This window comes from Sphingomonas sp. SL1004, from assembly GCF_057815015.1.
Map to the genome: position 1 here is coordinate 1,344,686 of NZ_JBYMUX010000001.1, position 15,492 is coordinate 1,360,177.

General features: G+C 66.3%; 12 protein-coding genes. 5 read left to right on the top strand and 7 right to left on the bottom strand.

Going from position 1 to position 15,492, the window contains the following annotated elements; all coding sequences use genetic code 11:
* Positions 1-106: 106 nt before the first annotated feature.
* Both AC3D24_RS05920 and AC3D24_RS05925 read left to right on the top strand, forming a co-directional pair.
* A complete protein-coding gene (locus AC3D24_RS05920; protein ID WP_489029045.1) occupies positions 107-1,234 on the top strand; it encodes an acyl-CoA dehydrogenase family protein in 1,128 nt (375 codons plus the stop codon).
* Between the two features lie 73 nt (positions 1,235-1,307).
* Positions 1,308-2,195 carry an acyl-CoA thioesterase gene (locus AC3D24_RS05925; protein WP_489029047.1) on the top strand — a complete coding sequence of 296 codons (888 nt, stop codon included), beginning with the start codon at positions 1,308-1,310 and terminating at the stop codon, positions 2,193-2,195.
* A gap of 3 nt (positions 2,196-2,198) precedes the next feature.
* Here the strand turns inward: AC3D24_RS05925 and AC3D24_RS05930 are convergent, their stop codons facing one another.
* On the bottom strand, positions 2,199-3,881 hold the full coding sequence (locus tag AC3D24_RS05930; RefSeq protein ID WP_489033065.1) for an amidohydrolase: 1,683 nt from the start codon (positions 3,879-3,881) through the stop codon (positions 2,199-2,201).
* Positions 3,881-4,735, bottom strand: a complete 855-nt coding sequence (locus AC3D24_RS05935) for an NAD(P)-dependent oxidoreductase (RefSeq protein WP_489029049.1) — start codon at positions 4,733-4,735, stop codon at positions 3,881-3,883. The genes AC3D24_RS05930 and AC3D24_RS05935 overlap by 1 nt, the downstream gene beginning before the upstream one ends.
* 57 nt (positions 4,736-4,792) lie before the next feature.
* Here AC3D24_RS05935 and AC3D24_RS05940 point away from each other — a divergent pair, with 57 nt between their 5' ends.
* Entirely contained in the window at positions 4,793-6,037 is a 1,245-nt protein-coding gene (locus AC3D24_RS05940; RefSeq protein WP_489029051.1) for a threonine ammonia-lyase, read from the top strand.
* A gap of 130 nt (positions 6,038-6,167) precedes the next feature.
* A complete protein-coding gene (locus AC3D24_RS05945; RefSeq protein ID WP_489029053.1) occupies positions 6,168-6,944 on the top strand; it encodes an arginyltransferase in 777 nt (258 codons plus the stop codon).
* 231 nt (positions 6,945-7,175) lie between these two features.
* Here the strand turns inward: AC3D24_RS05945 and AC3D24_RS05950 are convergent, their stop codons facing one another.
* From AC3D24_RS05950 to AC3D24_RS05965, 4 genes are all read right to left on the bottom strand, one after another.
* A complete protein-coding gene (locus AC3D24_RS05950; protein WP_489029055.1) occupies positions 7,176-7,985 on the bottom strand; it encodes a transglutaminase family protein in 810 nt (269 codons plus the stop codon).
* Positions 7,985-8,920, bottom strand: coding sequence for an alpha-E domain-containing protein (locus tag AC3D24_RS05955; RefSeq protein WP_489029057.1), 936 nt, complete (start codon positions 8,918-8,920; stop codon positions 7,985-7,987). Before AC3D24_RS05955 ends, AC3D24_RS05950 begins: the two co-directional genes overlap by 1 nt.
* The gene (locus AC3D24_RS05960; RefSeq protein WP_489029059.1) at positions 8,910-10,421 is read right to left on the bottom strand and encodes a circularly permuted type 2 ATP-grasp protein; all 1,512 of its coding nucleotides are present in this window, start codon (positions 10,419-10,421) and stop codon (positions 8,910-8,912) included. The genes AC3D24_RS05955 and AC3D24_RS05960 overlap by 11 nt, the downstream gene beginning before the upstream one ends.
* Before the next feature lie 87 nt (positions 10,422-10,508).
* A complete protein-coding gene (locus tag AC3D24_RS05965; RefSeq protein WP_489029061.1) occupies positions 10,509-12,557 on the bottom strand; it encodes a protein-disulfide reductase DsbD family protein in 2,049 nt (682 codons plus the stop codon).
* Positions 12,558-12,644: 87 nt separating this feature from the next.
* Between AC3D24_RS05965 and AC3D24_RS05970 the strand changes: the two genes are divergently transcribed.
* Complete coding sequence (locus AC3D24_RS05970) at positions 12,645-14,297, top strand: alkaline phosphatase family protein (RefSeq protein WP_489029062.1); 1,653 nt, start codon at positions 12,645-12,647, stop codon at positions 14,295-14,297.
* Between the two features lie 136 nt (positions 14,298-14,433).
* Here AC3D24_RS05970 and AC3D24_RS05975 read toward each other — a convergent pair whose 3' ends face one another.
* Positions 14,434-15,354: a right-handed parallel beta-helix repeat-containing protein gene (locus AC3D24_RS05975; RefSeq protein WP_489029063.1), complete on the bottom strand. Its 921-nt coding sequence runs from the start codon at positions 15,352-15,354 to the stop codon at positions 14,434-14,436.
* Positions 15,355-15,492: the final 138 nt, after the last annotated feature.

A 15,492-nucleotide genomic window follows, 5' to 3' on the forward strand; every position in this document is an offset into this window, starting at 1 on the left:
CCCAGCGAAAGCTGGGGCCTCCCCGTAATGAAACGCCCCCCTGCCGCACGATACCCCAGCTTTCGCTGGGGTGACTGAGGGTCTTTGGGGCGACGGAGTTTTCGAAATGCCACTGTATCTAGATGACGACCAGACCGTCCTTCAGGACACCATTCGCGATTTCGTCGCCGAGCACGCGCCGGTCAGCCACTTGCGGGCGCTGCGCGATGCCGACGACAAGACCGGCTTCTCGCGCGACCTGTGGAAGCGGTTCGCGGAGATGGGCTTTACCGGCATCCTGATCGGTGAAGATCAGGGCGGGCTCGGGCTGGGCCATGTCGAGGCCGGTGTGGTTCTTGAGGAGATCGGGCGCAATTTGTCCCCCTCCCCGTTCCTCTCCACCGCGGTCGCGGCGGTCGAGGCATTGAAAGGCACGGGGCAGGCCGAGCGCTGGTTTCCAGGGATCATCGCGGGCGAGACCGTCGCGGCGTTGGCGATCGACGAGGGCGCCAAGCACCGTGACACCGTGGCGATGAAAGCCGAACGCTCGGGCAACGGCTTCAAGCTGACCGGCGCCAAACGGTTCGTGGCGCATGGTCATACCGCCGACCTGATCATCGTCGCCGCGCGCACCGGCGGTAGTGCTGACGACCAAGACGGCATCACGTTGTTTGCCGTCCCGAAGGATGCCGCAGGGCTGACTGCAAACGCCGAACGTCTCGCGGACTCAAGCCTGGCCGCCCGCCTCGAATTCGAGGGCGTCGAGGTCGATGCGGATGCGGTGATCGGCGAGGTCGATGCTGGTCGCACGCCACTCGACCGCCTTCTGCGCGCAGGCCGGACCGGTGCGTCGGCGGAGCTTCTCGGCGTCGGCGGCGGGGCGATGGACATGACGATCGGCTACATGAAGGAGCGCAAGCAGTTCGGGACGCTGATCGGCAGCTTCCAGGCGCTCCAGCACCGCGCCGCGCATCTGTATTCGGAAATGGAGGTCGCTCGCGCCGCCGTTCTCAAGGCGCAACAGTTGCTCGACCAGAGCAGCGACCGCGCGGACGAGGCGGTGTCGGTGGCCAAGGCGATGACCGCGCTGGCGACGACGCTCAGCGTGCAGGAAGGCATTCAGATGCACGGCGGGATCGGCATGACCGACGAATACGACATCGGCTTCTACATGAAGCGCGCGCGCGTGCTGGCCGAGATGTTCGGGGATGCTAACTTCCATGCGGACAGGCTGGCGGTAGCCGCAGGGTATTGACCAGAACTTGTACCCCCGCGAAGGCGGGGGCCCAGACTGGGCACCCGCCTTCGCGGGTGAACACGGAGGTCAGATGAACTTGGACACTGCCGATACTTCTCCCGAGGCACTCGCCCAGGGTCTCGTCGACCTGCTCGAGATCGAGGAAGTCGATACCGACCTCTATGTCGGCAAGCGCCAGCCCGGCGGGGTCGGCCGCGTGTTCGGCGGGCAGGTCATCGCGCAGGCGCTCCAGGCCGCGCAACGCTCGACCGAGGCACCCAAGGCCGCGCATTCGCTGCACGCCTATTTCATGCGCCCAGGCAACGAAGACTATCCGATCGTCTACCGCGTAGTCCGCGATTTCGAGGGCCGCAGCTTCGCGACGCGCCGCGTGATCGCGATGCAGAAAGGGCAGCCGATCCTCAACATGGCGGCGTCGTTCCAGACGCCCGAGGACGGGCTGCATCACCAGGACGCGATGCCCGACGTCGCGCCGCCGGAAGACCTGCGTTCCGATCGCGAGCTGCGGCTGGAGAGCATCGACGGAATCCCCGAGAAATTCCGCGCACACATGCTGCGTCAGCGTCCGATCGAAATCCGCCCGGTAAATCCGCGCAGCTGGATCGAGCCCGTTGCGCAACCCGCGATGCACGCCAACTGGTTCCGTCTGGTCGCGCCGATCGGCGACGATCCGGCGATGCACCGCGCGATACTGGCTTACGCATCGGACATGGCGCTGCTCGGCACGGCATTGCTGCCGCACGGCGTGAACTGGATCACGCCGGGGTTGCAGACCGCGAGCCTCGATCACTCGCTCTGGCTGCACGAGGATTTCCGTGCCGACGACTGGCTGCTCTACGCCTGCGACGCGCCCTGGTCGGGCCACGCGCGCGGGTTCAACCGCGGCCGGATATTCTCGCGCGATGGTCGGCTGGTCGCCAGCGTCGCGCAGGAAGGGCTGATCCGGATGCGGTCGTAAGAGTTACTTGCGCGTCCAGACCTTCTCGCCGCCGATCCACGTCTCCTGCACGACGGTGCCGCGCAGGTCGGTCGGCGAGGCCAGCGTCGGATCGCGGTCGACGATGATGAAATCCGCACGCTGGCCAGGCGCGAGCGCACCGAACTGCTTCTCGGCAAACCCGGCATAGGCCGCCGCGCCGGTCATCGCCCACCATGCCTGCTCGCGCGTGACCAATTCTTGCGGCTGCCACCCGCCCTGCGGTTGCCCGTCGGCATCTGCCCTCGTGAACGCTGCCGCCCAAGTTGCGAACGGATCGGGTTTCTCGACCGGAAAATCGGTGCCAAAAGCTAGCTTGGCGCCATTGGTCAACATCGATTTCCAGGCATAGGCACCGGCAAGACGGTCCGGGCCGAGCCGAGCCTCCGCCATCTTCCGGTCGCTGGTCTGGTGAGTCGGTTGCATCGAGGCGATCGTGCCGAACTTGCCGAAGCGCGGCAGGTCGGTGGGATCGACGACCTGCGCATGCTCGATCCGCCAGCGACGGTCGCCGGTATAGGTCTCGCTCTCGACCTGGATCGCGTCGAGCACTTCGCGGTTGGCCTTGTCGCCGATCGCGTGGACCGCGACCTGATAGCCGTCCATCGCGGCGCGGCTCATCTGGTTCTGAAGCTGGTCGTCGGTGAGGAAGCCGAGGCCGGACTGGCCGGGCGCGTCGGCATAGGGCTTCAACAGCCACGCACCGCGCGAGCCGAGTGCGCCATCGGCATAGAGCTTCACGCCGCCCATCCGCAGGCGATCGTTATAGAGCCACGGCGTCGGTCCCTTGCCGCCGATCCGCCCCGCGGTCTCAACGCCCATCGCATAGCTCATGATGCGGACACGCAGGCCACCAATGTCGGCCATGCGGCGATAGGTGAGCCAGTCGTCGAGCGTCGTGCCCATGTCGGCGACGGCGGTGACGCCGTAGCGCAGCAGGATACTCTGTGCGGTGAGGAAGGCGGCATCGCGCTCCTTGGGGAGCGGCTGCGGCACGACCTTCTCGATCAAGGCCTGCGCGCCGTCGACGAACACCCCCGCGGGCGCACCGCCAATCTTCTCGATGCGACCGCCTGCGGGCGAAACCGTGGCGCCGGTGACGCCGGCCTCGCGCATCGCCTCGCGGTTCGCCCAGCCGGCATGGCCGTCGGCGCGCGACAGCCAGATCGGGTGCCCGCCCGAGACCGACTCGAGGTCCGCGGCGGTCGGGAAACGACCAAGCCCCCAGGCCTCCTGGTTCCAGCCGCGGCCGAGCACCCATTTCCGATCGGGATTGCCGGCGACATAGGCGGCGATCCGCGACTTCGCCTCGTCGAGCGACTTGGTCATCGACAAATCGAGTGACAGCGCGCCGAAGCCCATCTCGACGACATGGCCGTGCGCATCGATGAAGCCCGGCAGCACGGTCTTGCCGCCCATGTCGATCCGCCAGTCGTAGAGTGGCTTGCCCGCGTTCTTCTTCAGTTCCTTGCGGCTGAGCTTGGGCGCTTCCTCGCCCGGCGGCACGAGTCGCGTGACGCGACCGTCCTTGTCGATCAGGATCGCCTTGAAGTGGATGACGCGGCCGCCATCGGCGACCGTGATGCCGTTGACGTTGTCGACGATCCCGTCGGCCAGCGCCGGGGTGGAAAGCAGCGCGATCGCGGCTGCGGAAACCATCAGACGCATCACTTCGGCAATCTCCGTACCAGCGCGCTCGTGTCCTGCCGGGCGCCACCCATCTTCTGCACATCCGCGTAAAACTGATCGACCAGTGCCGCCACCGGCAGCACCGCGCCGTTGCGCCGCGCCTCGTCGAGCGCCAGCCCCAGGTCCTTGCGCATCCAGTCGACGGCAAACCCAAAGTCGAACTCGTCCTTCGCCATCGTCGGCCAGCGATTGACCATCTGCCAGCTCTGCGCCGCGCCGCCCGAGATCGCCTCGAACACCTTGTCGAGATCCAGCCCTGAATTTTGCGCGAACCGAATCGATTCGGCGACACCCTGGATGACGCCGGCAATCGCGATCTGGTTGCACATCTTGGTGGTCTGGCCCGCGCCTGCCTCGCCGACATGGACGATCCGCAAGGCATAGGCCTGCATGAAGGGTTCGGCCCTCGCCATCGCCTCGGCTGAGCCGCCACACATGATCGACAGCTTGCCGTTCTCCGCGCCCGCCTGCCCGCCCGATACCGGCGCATCGACCACCAGCGCCCGCTCGCCTGCGAGCCGCCGCGCGATCGAGGCCGAGACGGTGGTGTGGTCGACGAACACCGCATCGTCACGCATCGCCGCGAATGCGCCGTCGTCGCCTAATGTCACGGCAAAAAGATCGTCGTCATTGCCGACGCAGGCGAACACCGCATCCGCATCCTTCGCCGCCGCGGCCGGCGTGTCGGCAACCTCGCCCCCGTATTTATCGGCCCACGCCAACGCCTTGGCCTGAGTCCGATTATAGACGGTGACGTCGTGCCCTGCCGCGACGAGATGCCCCGCCATCGGCGCGCCCATGACGCCGGTTCCGATGAATGCCAGTTTTGCCATAGCCCCCGCGCATAAGCGGTGTTTCCCACGCGCGCCAGATGGTCTAGCGGGTCGGGCATGGCTACCCAAGCTGCCGTAGCGGCACCCACCCTCCCCGTCTCGATCGACGACGTCCGCGTCGCGCATGACCGGATCCGCGCCTCGATCGTCCGCACGCCGACGCTCATCAGCAAGACGCTGAGCCAGATGACCGGCGCAACGGTGTATCTGAAGTTCGAGAACCTCCAATTCACCGCGGCCTACAAGGAGCGCGGCGCGCTCAACACGCTGCTGCAGCTGTCACCGGAAGCGTGCGCGAAGGGCGTCATCGCCGCGTCCGCGGGCAATCACGCGCAGGGCCTCGCCTATCACGCCAACCGGCTCGGTATCCCCGCGACCATCGTGATGCCGACCAACACGCCGACCGTGAAGGTCACGCAGACCGAGGGTCATGGCGCCAATGTCGTGCTGCACGGCGAGACGTTCGACGCCGCCTATGCCCATGCCCGCATCCTTGAGGGCGAGTGCGGCTTCACCTTCGTCCACCCGTTCGACGACCCACGCGTCATCGCAGGCCAGGGCACCGTGGCGGTCGAGATGCTGGAGGACGTGCCGCAGATCGATACGCTCGTCATTCCGATCGGTGGCGGCGGATTGATCTCGGGTATGTCGACGGTTGCGCGCGCCGCCGACCACAAGATCGAGATCGTCGGCGTTCAGGCCGAGCTGTTCCCGTCGATGTACAACCGGATCAACGGCACCGACATGCCGTGCGCGGGCGATACGCTCGCCGAGGGCATCGCGGTCAAGGAGCCGGGCGCGATCACCTCGAAGATCGTCGCCGAACTGGTCGACGAGATTCTGCTGGTCAGCGAACGCAGCCTCGAGGAGTCGGTCAGCCTCCTGCTCCAGATCGAGAAGACCGTGGTCGAGGGCGCCGGCGCTGCCGGGCTCGCCGCGTTGCTGTCGCATCCGGGGCGGTTCGCAGGCCGGACGGTCGGGATCGTGCTATGCGGCGGCAACATCGATACGCGGCTGCTCGCCAACGTGCTGTTGCGCGATCTGGCACGGTCAGGACGACTGGCGCGGCTGCGGATCCGGTTACAGGACAAGCCCGGTGCGCTGTTCCATGTCGCGCGGATCTTCGATCAGGAGCGGGTCAACATCATCGAGATCTATCATCAGCGCGTCTTCACGACGTTGCCGGCGAAGGGCCTGATCACCGACATCGAATGCGAGACGCGGGACCGCGCGCATCTCGACCGGTTGGTGGGCGCGTTGCGCGCTGGCGGGTATGAAACCTCGACCGTCGAACTGGCGTAAATACCACGGTAAGGCGGTGATTTACCGCGTTAACCCATAATCGTGGTAAACCGCCTTTTCAGTATTGCAGGACGCGACCATATACGGTGCAACGCGGCCTCTCGCGCTTGCCTCAAGGACATGGGTTTCGGTGACTGCGCCTTTTCGTTTCCCGCGCTTCTTCGTCACCAGCCCGTCCCCGTGCCCGTATTTGCCGGGTCGGCAAGAGCGCAAGGTGTTCACAGAACTCACCGGGCCGCACGCTAACGAACTGAACGATGCGCTGGGGCGCATCGGCTTCCGCCGTAGCCAGGGCGTCGCCTACCGGCCGTCCTGCGCGGGCTGCACCGCCTGCGTGTCGGTTCGTGTCGTGACGGCGGAGTTCGTGCCCAACGCCACCCAACGCAAATTGCTGAAGCGGCACGGCGATATCGAGGTGACGGCTTGCAAGGCGTGGGCGACCGACGAGCAGTTCCAGTTGCTCCGCCGCTATCTCGGCACGCGCCATCCTGGCGGCGGCATGGCCGGCATGGACGAGGACGACTATGCCGACATGATCGAGCATTCGCCGGTCAACTCGGTGATCGTCGAATACCGCGAGCCGGGCGTAAACGGTGTGCAAGGCCGGCTGATCGGCGCATGCCTGACCGACCGCCAGGCCGACGGGCTATCGATGGTCTACAGCTTCTTCGCCGCGGACGAGGGCAGCCGGCCGGGGTTCGGCAACTTCATCATCATGGATCACATCCTGCGCGCTCGCGATGCCGGGCTGCCGTATGTGTATCTGGGCTATTGGGTGAAGGGCTCGCCGCGGATGGAGTACAAGACCCGGTATCGGCCGCTGGAGGTTCTCGGACCGGCGGGCTGGCGGCGGCTGGAGGATGCGGATCTGGTGACGCCGCCGACACGGGTTGCGGCGCTGGTCTGAAGTCAGGGCAATCACATAACGCTGCGCCCAGCCTGCAAAGCTATCCCCCCACCGGCGAAGGCCGGGGCCCAACTGGCAAACGCTGCTAATTGCGTGCAGTCCTCCGTTACGACCACCTTGCCAATTGGGCCCCGGCCTTCCGCTGCGGGGGACCTTACAGACCCTAGCCCTGTTGTTCTCCCGCGAAGGCGAGAGCCCAGACTGGGTACCCGCCTTCGCGGGGAAACGATCTCAGTCCTCGCGCTGCACCACGACGTCGACGTCGAGTTCCTCGCCACCCTCGCCCAGTCGCGATCCTGCTACCGGCGCTGCTCCTGCCGCGTCCAAGGCCATCGCGACGCGGACATAATGCTCTTCGGGCGACATTCCGGTGCACGGATCGAACCCGACCCACCCGAGTCCGTCGACGAACGCTTCTGCCCAGCCATGCGGGGTCGGCAGATGGACGACCTCGTGATCGTTATGGTGATAGCCAGATACATACCGCGCGGGCGCGCCGAGCGAACGTGCGGCCACCGCGAACATCTGCGCCATGTCGCGTGGCGTGGCGCTTTCCCGACGAAACGCTGCGGCGGCGGTCCGGCCCGGCTCGGGACGTCCGGCATCGAAGGTGAACCGTTTGTGGAACGCCCTGTTCAGTCGATGCAACGCGCCGATCCGGTCGTGCGCGCTCTCGGCAGCGCTGGCGGCGAACTTGGCGATCGCCACGTCATGCGCAGTCGCCTCCGTAGACCGGAGGAACAGCGCAGGCGGCAAGGTCTCGTGAACGCCGTGCAGGACGCCGTCCGAATGGCTGGTGAGCACCTCGCCTTTCACCGTGATCTCGATCCCGTCGACCGGTCCCTCGGCGTAGAGCATGGTGATCGCGTTGCCGAACCCATCGCGGCCGGGTCGCAGTCGCGCGTCGCAATCGACATCGATCCGCCACGACGCCACCGTCTGGTCATGCGTGTTCTCGGGCGTCAGCCGGAGCATTTGAACGAGCCGTCCCTGCGGCTGACTGAAGCGGTAGATCGTGTGATGATCGATCGACAGCCGCATCAAAGGAACTTGAACTGGCGGCCGATGGCGCCGTGCAGCAAGGCGTTCTCCGCGATGAACGCCTGCAGATACTGATGCAGGCCGGAGGATATCACCTCGCCAGACCGCGTCTTGGCCATCCGGCTCGCCCGCATCCGCGCCATCCTGTCCGCCTCCCCGTGATTGCCCGTGCGCTTGGCCAGCAGATTGAGCACGTCGACCGTTTCCTCGACCGACGCCGCCAGACTGCGCGGCAGTTCCGCGCGGGCCAGCAGCAGGTCGATCACGTCGGCGGGGCGCAACCCGTCATTGTAGAGCCAGCGATAGGCGGTAACGGCCGAGACGGTCTGCAGGATCGTCGTCCACTGATCACGGTCGATCGCGCCGCCGAGGCGTTCACCCTCGGGCAACAGGATGTGATATTTGACATCGAGCAGCCGCGCGGTGTTGTCCGCGCGCTCTACCGCCTGGCCGAGCCGAATGAACCACGTCGTCTGGTTGCGGAGCATCCGATGAACCGCGCCCTCGAACCCTCGGGTCTCGTTCTTGACCGCCTCGACCAGGTTCAACTGCGCAGTCGTGCTGCCGGGTGTCGCGCGGTTCTCGAACAGCAGCCATGCGCGGTTGATCGCGGTCCAGGCCTCGCGGGTCAGCGCGGTACGGACGGCTTTGGCGTTGTTGCGCGCCATGTCGAGACAACGGACGATCGAACCGGGATGGCTCGAATCGAGCGTCAGGAAGCGGACGACGTCGCGCTGGCCGATCTCGACATTGGTCGCGGCGTAGGCCTCGTCGGTCTCGGTGACGGCGAGCGCCGAGCCCCAGGCGGCCTCGCCCGCCGGCTGCGACGACAGCACGTCGAGCCGGACGGTCGCCTCGACAAGCCGAGCAATGAAATCGGCGCGCTCGAAATACCGGCCGAGCCAATACAGCGACGATGCGGTCCTAGAGAGCATCGGGCGTTCCCAACGTCTGCGACATGCCGCCCATCGTCTGCGTCATTCCGCCCGACCCCATCCGCTGGGACTGGTCTGCCATCAGGACGAAACTGTCCTTGGTGCCGCCGCCCTGGCTGGAATTCACGACCAGCGATCCTTCTTTCAGGGCAACACGCGTGAGGCCACCCGGCACCACCTGAACGCCCTTCGATCCGGTCAGTACGAACGGGCGGAAATCGACATGGCGCGGCGATAGTCCACCACGAGCCATGGTCGGTACGGTCGACAGCGCCAGCGTAGGTTGGGCGATGTAGCGATGCGGTTCAGCGATCAGCGCGGCGCGGAAATCTTCGATCTCCTGTTTCGATGCCGTCGGGCCGACGAGCATCCCGTAGCCACCGGAGCCGTCGACCAGCTTCACGACGACATCCGCGAGGTTGTCGAGGACATACTGCAGCGCCTGGGGTTCGCGGCAGCGCCAGGTTTCGACGTTGCGCAGCTTGCACTCGCCCCCTGAGTAGAACTTCACGATGTCGGGCATGTAGCTATAGATCGCCTTGTCGTCGGCGATCCCGTTGCCCGGCGCATTCATGATCGCGACGTTGCCGGCCGCATAGGCTGCGATCAGCCCCGGCACGCCCAATGCGGAATCCGGACGGAACACCAGCGGATCGAGATAATCGTCGTCGATCCGGCGATAGATCACGTCGACCTTTACCCGGCCCGCGATCGTCCGCATCCAGACGACGTCGTCGTCGACCACCAGATCGGCGGCCTCGACGAGTTCGATCCCCATCGAATCCGCGAGGAAGCTGTGCTCGTAATAGGCGGAGTTATAGTGGCCGGGGGTCAGCAGCACACAGGTCGGATTGGAGCCGGTGCCGTGCGGCGCGACCGACTTCATCGTCTCCAGCAAGCGATCGGGATAGCTGTCGACCGCCGCCACCCGGAACTCGCGGAACAGCTCGGGGCACAGCCGGAGCATAGCCTCGCGGTTCTCCAGCATGTAGCTGACGCCGGACGGCGTACGAGCGTTGTCCTCGAGGACAAAGAAGTCGTCCGGACCGGTGCGGACCAGATCGATCCCGCAGATATGCGCCCAGATGCCGTGCGGAGGGCGCATGCCGGCGATCTCGGGGCGGAACTGCGGATTGCCGAGTACCAGGTCCTCTGGAAGAATGCCTTCCTTGAGGATGCGGCGCTCGCCATAAATGTCATCGAGAAACGCGTTGATCGCCTCGACGCGCTGAACGAGCCCCTCGGACAACCGGCTCCATTCGTCGTGCAGGAAGACGCGAGGGACGATGTCGAACGGGATGATCCGCTCGGCCGCCTCGTTCTCGCCGTACACAGCAAAGGTGATGCCGAGCTGCCGGAACGTGGTCTCGGCCGCCTCCTGCCGGCGACGCAACTCGGCGTCGGGCGTCTCCTCGATCCACCTTCCGAGTGCCGCCAATTCGGGACGGGCGGTCGTGTCGCCCGGTGTCCCCATGATCTCGTCGAACGCTTGTTTCCCCATCGAAACGGTCAATTCCCCATCAAGCGTTACGGTTCCATGCTGCAACGCTTTGGTGCGGCGCACAAGGACTTGTTATCCACACCTAAATCAGGCGCCGAGCCCTTCCAGCAAACCGGGCGTCAGGACCTGCGGCAGGACGGTCGGTTCGGCAGCCCCCGGCGCATAATAGAGGTACAGCGGAACGCCCGCGCGGTTGTGCGACTGGATGAAGCGGCCCATCACCGGATCGCCGTCGGTCCAGTCGCCGATCAGCGCCGCGACCTTGTGCTTGGCGAAGGCGTCGCGGACGTCGGTCGTGTCGATCGCCGCCTTCTCGTTGACCTTGCACGTCAGACACCAATCGGCGGTGAAGTACACGAACACAGGGCGCTTTTCGGCACGGAGCGAGGCGAGTTTGGCTTCGGTGAAGGCTTCATCGCCGGTGGTCGCAGCTTTTGCCGACGCGGGCGGCGTCTGCGCGATCAGGGCTGCGCTGCCGACAAAGACGATGGCCAGTGCGACCTGCGCCACGACTCCGAACGCCTTGCCCTTGCGCTGCCGCGTGCCGCCTATCCATAGGACCACGCCGACCGCCAGCACAGCAATCAGCGCAAGCGTGAGCGCTTCGACGCCGGTCTGGCGGCCGAGCACCCAGCCGAGTGCGATCGCGGTCAGGAACATCGGCACCGACAGGACATGGCGGAACGTCTCCATCCATACGCCCGGCTTCGGCAACCACCGCCGCCACGACGGGATAAACCCGATCGCGAGGAATGGGAGCGACAAGCCGATCCCGAGCCCGCCGAACACAGCGAGCGCCGCCGGCCACGGCAGCACCAGCGCCGCGCCGAGCGCCGCGCCCATGAACGGCCCGGTGCACGGCGTCGCGATGAACGCCGCCAGCGCACCGGTCGCGAACGCGCCGCTCGCGCCACTCTCGCCGGCAAAGCGGGGTGTCGGGACCTCGAACAGCCCGGTAAGGTTGAACGCGATGGCGGTGCTCAGCAGCAGCAACGCGACAATCGCGCCGGGATGCTGCAACTGGAACGCCCAGCCCACTGCGGAGCCGCCTGCTCGCAACGCCAGGATCGCGCCGCCGAGGCCGAGGCACACCAGCACGACGCCCGCGGTATACGCCAAAGCCTCGCCCCGCGCATCCTTCTCGCTCGCGCCGCCGCGGGCGAGGCTGAGCGCCTTGAGGCTGAGGATCGGGAAGACGCACGGCATGATGTTGAGAATCAGTCCGCCGAGCACTGCGCCCGCGAATGCGATCAGCGCGGTCAGCCAGAGGCTCTCGCCGTTCGCGCTCGTCGCGTCGCCGCCAGCCGTTTCAGCCACCGCACCGAGCATCGCCTTGACGCCGAGCCCCTGCCCGTCGCCGATCCGGAGCACGCCCTCGATCGGCCCGCCATCCTTCGCATTCGCCGCGACCTTGGTGCTGATCGTCAGCCGGTGGCCGTCGCGCGTTACCGTCTGCGCCGCACCGTTCTCGATCGCGCCGGTGGTGACCGGGAAGAAATACGCCTTGTCGATCTTTGCGCCCGCCGGGAACGGCACAGCGATCCGTATCGTCCCGTTGCTCGCCGCGTACGTCGCACCGGCATCGAGCGGCTTGGGAATCGCCTGACGCCAGCCTGCGAACGCGGCGGCCTGTGACGGCGCGCCGTCGCCGATCGTGAGGTCAAGCGAGAGCGCCTTCTCCTCTGGCACGCAGATCGTCGCCGAGCAGACGAGGTAGCTCGTCTTCAACCGGATCGGGAATTTGGTCCCCGCCGCCAGCCCCGCCGGGACCTGGATCGTCACGAGCGGCGCATAGGGCGCCTCGTAGACATAGTTCATCAGGCCCGCGATCAGCAGCGTCGTAGGCACTGGCCATTCCGGCTCGCCCGCCTTCGCGCCAGTCGGCAAGGTCCAGTCGAACGTCGCCGGAAAGCCCGCATCGCCCGGGTTGCGCCAATAGCCATGCCAGCCGGTCTCGGGCGTCGTGGCGAGCGCGATCGTCAGCGGGGCGCCGGCCTTGGGGTGATCGCTTTCGGCGACTAGCTTCATCATCAGATGCTGACTGGAGCCGTTCAGCGATTCCGCAAGCGCGGGTGCGCTCGCCAGCCCGCAGACGGCCAGCAAGACCGTCATCACGGCGCAACGTAATCCGCGCATGGCCATCCTTGTTTCGTTCATCGCGCAAAGCCATAGCGGTGACGATCTCGTATTGCACTTCAAAGCGTCGCGCTCGGTTGCGGGCCCATGCTTGCTAAAGGACTGTTCGTGAAAGCACTTATCGCCGCCCTGCTCCTGACCACGGCCACAACGGTATCCGCCCAGACGGTGCCCCCCGCGCCCGCAGCAACGCCAACTACCCCGCCGAAACTGATCGTCGCGATCTCGGTCGACCAGTTCGCCGCCGACCTGTTCCAGCAATATCGCAACCGCTACACCGGCGGCTTCACGCGACTGCTCAACGGCGCGGTGTTCCCCAGCGGCTATCAGAGCCACGCCGCGACCGAGACGTGCCCCGGCCATTCGACGATCCTGACCGGCATGCGGCCTGCGCATACCGGGATCATCGCCAACAACTGGATCGACCAGCGCGCCGGGCGGCCCGACAAGATCGTCTATTGCTCGGAGGACGAGCGCGTCACCGGCAGCACGCACGACAGCTACACCGTGTCCGAAATGCATCTGAAGGTGCCGACGCTCGGCGAGATGATGAAGGCGCGCGATCCGCGGACGCGCTCGGTGTCGGTCGCGGGGAAGGATCGCGCGGCGGTGATGATGGGCGGCCACAAGGTCGACGAACTCTGGTGGTGGGACGGCAAGACCTATGTCTCCTACGCAGGCCGCGCGGTGCCGCCCGCGGTGCAGCGCACGCGCGACGCGGTCGCCGCGCTGATCGCCAAGCCGCAGGCGGCGCTACCGCTGCCAGGCTATTGCGCAGGCGTGAACCATCCGATCGTGATCGCGGGCAAGACGTACGGCCAGGGGCGCTTCGAGCGCGAGGCAGGCGACGCGAAGGGGTTCCGGGTTTCGCCCGCGTCCGACGCGGCGGTGTTCGCGATGGCGGCCGCGCTGGTCCAGGACATGAAGCTCGGCAAGGGGCCGCAGACCGACATCATCGATATCGGCGCGTCGGCGACCGATTATGTCGGGCATACCTACGGCACGCAGGGCTCGGAGATGTGCATCCAGATGGCCGAGCTCGACCGGACGCTGGGCGATTTCTTCAACGTGATGGACGCGACCGGGGTCGATTACGAGGTCGTGCTGACCGCGGATCACGGCGCGCATGACGCGACCGAGCGCCAGCAGCAGCGCGCGATGCCGATGGAGGCGCACATGGACGAGAACGTGCTGGCCAAGCAGGTCGGCACCGCGATCGCCAAGGACATGGGCCTGCCGGGCAGCGTACTGCTCGGGACCGAAGGCGACGTCTATATCGACGACTCCCTGCCGGAGAAAACGCGCGCAAAAGTCCTGACCGAGGCGCTGCGTCGCTATCGCGCGATGCCGCAGGTTGCCGCCGCGTTCTCCGCAGCCGAGATCATGGCGACGCCGATGGCGAAGTCGCCGCCCGAGACGTGGACGCTGATCGAGCGTGCGCGCGCGTCGTTCTACGAGGGGCGTTCCGGCCAGCTGGTCGCGCTGCTCAAGCCGCGCGTGACGACGATCGTCTCGCCGGCAGGCGGCTATGTCGAGACGCATGGGTCGCCTTGGGATTACGATCGCCGCGTGCCGATCCTGTTCTGGCGCAAGGGCATGACCGGGTTCGAGCAGCCGCTGTCGGTTGAGACGGTGGACATCGTGCCGACCCTGGCGGCGACGATCGGATTGCCGGTGTCGGGATTGGACGGGCGGTGCCTGGATCTCGATCCGGGTGCTGCGAGCACTTGCCCGAGCTGAGGTAGCCGCGGCTCATCCCCGTCATCCCAGCGAAAGCTGGGATATCCCGGTGGCGGGCGGGCGCTATCCCAACGGGGATACCCCAGCTTTCGCTGGGGTGACGGTAATAGGGGTTGGTGCGCCGCGCCCCTGAAGCTCAGCGCGTCTCGAACGGCTTGATGCCGGCGCCCAGCCGGTTCGCCCCCAGCGCCAGCCGGTCGTGGCTGAAGTCCACCACGAACGTCGGGGTCTTGTCGTCTCCCGGCGACAGGCGCGCATCATTGTCCTCAATGCGCAGCCCGGTCGAGCGGTACGTCTTCGCCTCGGCCGAGACCACGATCAACGCCGACCCGTTCTCCTTCTGCCTGCCCTGCACGAAAGCGTTGCGCGCGATCAGCCCGGTGGCGCCTTCGGGCAGGTCGATCATGTAGTTGGTCTTCTTGCCCGCGGTATCGTCGAAGCTGTTGTCGGCGATCGTCACGGTCGGCACGCGCAGCTTGACGTAATGCCCGCCCGTGCCACGTTCGAACCGCGAATTGGTGACCGTGACGCTGCCCTTGTTCGCCAGGTAGATCGAATGCGAACAGTTCGGCGCCTCGTCGCACTGGCCGAGCCCGGAAAAGGTCGAGTGGTCGATCGTGATGCGCTGCCCGGACGGTTGGCCGCCGAGGATGCCCTCCTGGCTGTCGAGGAACATCGCGTTGGTGACGGTCAGGTCGCCCATCTCGGTGCGGATGCCTGCACCGTTGCCGTCGGTAACGCGGTAGCCGCGGAAGACGAGACCATCGACGACCGAACCCTGCCCGCGAAGCACCAGGGCCGCCTTGTCCTCGCACGGCACGCTCTCGAAGATCGCGGTCCCCGGCTTGACCGCCTTAAAGGTGATGTGACCGCCAGCCTGAATTGCGCATTCGCGGTAAGTGCCGGGCGCGATCAGGATCGTCGCGGTGCCCATGCGGATCGACGACACCGCCTCCTGCAGCGTCGCGAACCCCTGCCCATTCACCGTAAACGGTGCCGCGGTCTGCGCGAAGGCGGGCGTAGCGAACAGCGCGAGCGCCAGCAGCGATCGTTTCATGGCGTATCCTTGTCATCCGGTACCAACGACACCGTAGGACCCGTTCGCACGGAACGCCTCCGTCCCGCCAGCCGATCCGCCCGGTCCGTAATCGCCTGTCCCGAAATGACGCAATGCAGAGATCGGTCCGTCCTGATT